Here is a 3,450-nt window from a genome sequence, read left to right on the forward strand (position 1 = left end):
CATAATTTTAAAATTCTGTTTTTCTCTTTTTTATTCCGCCTGAGTGAGTGAGCAATTTTAGCTAACGTTGTTGTATAAAGTTTGTTGCGTTGATTTAGCGTAAAGTTAACAAATATTTACTGAATTAAAAGTGTGCGAGAATTTTCCAAAATAAACCAATAAAAGCAATAAAATTTATACGGTGTTGGCAACTGTAATTTATAATCTTGATGTTGTTATTATTCGTTCGTTTTCATAATTTTCTTCCCAATTGAGAATTATATATGAAGTCAATTTTTCCGTTTTTAGTTTTATTTCCTCCTCACTTTTTTGATAGTGAATTTTATTTTTAAATTCATTTCTTATTTTTTCATTAAAGTTCTTTTTAGCATTTTCATTTTGTGGAATTATTTCTTTTATTTTCAATTCAGAGTTTAAATGAACTTTATAAAGAAAAATTCCTTTTACTGATTTTTCAAAAAGATTGTAGTTAATTTCCTTTTTCACAATTTGGAGAAGATTTGAAGTTATATTTTGTTCAATTTTTTCCCTATTTAATTTTCTTAATATTGATAAACTTTCCTTATTTGGATTTCCTTGTGCTAAACAATAAGAAATCATTGTTTTTCCATCTTTTTTCTTAACTCCTAAAATTAAATATTCACTTTTCAAATCTGGTAGAAAACCACAAGAGCTTCCTAACATACTATTAATATAAATTTTTTCGTTTTTATTTCCTTTGAATAATTCCTTAATTAGAAAAGTTGATTCGTAAATATTTTCGTTATTTTGAATTGGATTTAAAGTTTGAAATTCAACAATTCCAATAAAATTTAAATTTGAATATGCATTAATAATTTTTTTTGGAATACAACTACAAGAAAATGAATAAAATGATTTTATTAAAAGTAAAAAAGTTAAAATCCTATTTCTAATTTTCATTCGTTCGTTTTATAGTTGCCAACGTGAATGTATAAAGTTTTGTTGCGTTGATTTAGCGTAAAGTTAATAAATATTTACTGAATTAAAAGTGTGCGAGAATTTTCCAAAATAAGCCAAAAACAGCAATAAAATTTATACGGTGTTGTACTACGTTTTATTCAATTATTTTTAGAAATGATGGATATTTTTCAGAATATTCAATTTTAATTCTACTTCCTATAACTTTGTTCAGCTTCAATTCGCCATTTTTTAAAGAATAAATTTCAGAGTTTTTATTTTCTTTCAAATCATATTCATTTATTAATCCTTTAGTTATTTTTTGTCCATTATGTTTAAATTCAATCACGTAAAATTCTTCTTCTCCAGATCTATAGATATGTAATTTTTTATAGTCAATTATTTTTCCAATAGTTTTAATTGTTTTCTCAGACAAATAATGTTTTCTCAATTCAAAATTAAGTTGTTTTCCTGTCTGTTCTAAAACTACAATTAATAAAACATAAAATAATATTAAAGTTATTTTAAAACCTCTGTTTATTATCCATTTCTTTTTATTCTTTTTGTATTCAGATTTTATTCCATTGTCAATTTTTTCCCATAAAGGATATTGAATTATTCCTAAACCAATAAAAAATAGAATTAAGGAAATGTTTTTTATTGTAAACCAATATTCAACGTTATGATTAAATATTGTTTTTAATACTAAACCAACTAAAACTATTATTATTCCTATTATTCTGTATTTCATTTTTTAATGTAGTACAACGTGGATGTATAAACTTTGTTGCGTTGATTAGGCGTAAAGTTAATAAATTTTACTGAATTAAAAGTGTGCGAGAATTTTCCCAAATAAGCAAAATACAGCAATAAAATTTATACGGTGTTAGCTGCAGTACTTTTCATTCAGTCTGTAAAAATCATTTCATCTGTTGATCTATTTTTTCATTCAGTCTATAAAATCATTTTATCTTTTGATCTTATTTTCATTTTTGTTGCTCTTAAATTCTGTTTTTATTCCAAAATTTAGAATTCTAAAGTTAAGCATTTATTCAGTTTAGTAAATTCTATACTTTTTGCCTTAAATTACTAAAAATTTTTCGGCTTTATAAGCTTTTTTGATTCCGAGTAAGTTCCCATAAAGTCTTGTAAATCATTAAATCTATTCATCTATTTTTTCCACACAAATCTGTAAAAATCTTTTTATCATTAAATCCTGTTTTCAATAATTCAGTTGAGGTTTCAGAGTCTGCTGAGGTATTGCAGCTAACGTTGTTGTATAAAGTTTGTTGCGTTGATTTAGCGTAAAGTTAGTAAATATTTACTGAATTAAAAGTGTGTGAGAATTTTCCAAAATAAACCAATAAAAGCAATAAAATTTATACGGTGTTAGGCACAGTATTTAGTTCAAATAATGTTATTTTGTTCGATTTGTTATATTTTTCGGCTAATCTTTCAAATTCTTTATTTTTCTTTTCGTTACTAAAAAAACAACGAACATTCTTAATATTCGGATTTTCTAATATTGGTATGATAGATTTAGGTTCAAAATTTACGGCTTCAAAAAAAATAAAATCTTCTAAACTTTCAGAATTTTTTAAATTTTTGATGTTTTTCAAGCCTTTCATATTTTCTAAACCAACTCTTCTCAATAATTTTAAATTTTCTACATTTGGAAATTCTATTACATTTTTTAGTGATTCTAAAGAAATCATTTGCAAAGAAGTCAAATTTGAAATAAAATCTAAATTATTTAAATTTCTAATTTGCCACAATTCCAAATATGCTAAATTAGGAAGTGTTTTAAGTGCTTCAAAATCTTTTATTCCTCCAAGTTTTATCTCTATTTCTTTAAGATCTTCTAAATGGCTTAAATATTCAACATTTTTTGTAGATATAGAACGTAAAGTAAGTTTATTTAATTTTTTTAATTCGTTTAAAGACTCAATTCCTTTTTGTTGTCCTTCTAAATAAAGACTTTTTAATTCTGAAAATCTGGATATAGATTTTATATTTGGTTTTTTTGACTCAGTTTTTGTTAAATAAAGTTGTTCAAGTTTTGGGTTTAAATTTTCAAGAAAATCAAAATTTTTTAGGTTATAAATTCCAATTCCAAGTTCACAAAGATTTTCTAATTTAGTAACATAATTTACGCATTTTGCTTCTGATAGACAATCTGCTGAAAATTTAGTTAAAGAAGGAATTTCCTTTAAAAATGATAAATCACATTCTTTATAAAATCCATATACTCTCAATAAGATGTCTTTTCTTTCAGAGAAAACAATTTTTTCCAAAAGTTCTATTTTTCTTTTACTTAATGGTCTTGAAAACTGGATAGTTTTAACAGTTTTATCGTTACTTATTTTTTCCAGTTCTTTTTCAGTTATGCCATCTGAAATTTGATATTTTCCTAATCTTTTATCTACTATCTCAAAGTTCATTTTATATTGTGCCTAACGTTGTTGTATAAACTTTTGTTGCGTTGATTAAGTGTAAAGTTAATAAATATTTACCAAATTAAAAGTGTGCGAG

Annotated in this window: 3 protein-coding genes; all 3 read right to left on the reverse strand. The window is 23.9% G+C overall.

Annotated features, from left to right (window positions below):
• Positions 1-198: 198 nt before the first annotated feature.
• The 3 genes from Q0762_RS13795 to Q0762_RS13805 all read right to left on the reverse strand — a co-directional run bounded on the left by Q0762_RS13795 (position 199) and on the right by Q0762_RS13805 (position 3,359).
• Complete coding sequence (locus Q0762_RS13795) at positions 199-921, reverse strand: hypothetical protein (RefSeq protein WP_298767704.1); 723 nt, start codon at positions 919-921, stop codon at positions 199-201.
• 154 nt (positions 922-1,075) lie between these two features.
• Positions 1,076-1,669 (reverse strand): hypothetical protein, encoded by a 594-nt coding sequence (locus tag Q0762_RS13800; RefSeq protein WP_298767706.1) that lies wholly within the window; start codon positions 1,667-1,669, stop codon positions 1,076-1,078.
• 628 nt (positions 1,670-2,297) lie between these two features.
• Positions 2,298-3,359 (reverse strand): hypothetical protein, encoded by a 1,062-nt coding sequence (locus tag Q0762_RS13805; protein ID WP_298767708.1) that lies wholly within the window; start codon positions 3,357-3,359, stop codon positions 2,298-2,300.
• Positions 3,360-3,450 lie beyond the last annotated feature (91 nt).

Origin of the sequence: uncultured Polaribacter sp., from assembly GCF_947495205.1 — a bacterium.
Taxonomy (GTDB): Bacteria; Bacteroidota; Bacteroidia; order Flavobacteriales; family Flavobacteriaceae; genus Polaribacter.

Excerpts from the sequence above, each read along its gene's own strand:
- Q0762_RS13795 (WP_298767704.1), bottom strand. The coding sequence starts at position 921 with ATGAAAATTAGAAATAGGATTTTAACTTTTTTACTTTTAATAAAATCA.
- Q0762_RS13800 (WP_298767706.1), bottom strand. The coding sequence starts at position 1,669 with ATGAAATACAGAATAATAGGAATAATAATAGTTTTAGTTGGTTTAGTA.
- Q0762_RS13805 (WP_298767708.1), bottom strand. The coding sequence starts at position 3,359 with ATGAACTTTGAGATAGTAGATAAAAGATTAGGAAAATATCAAATTTCA.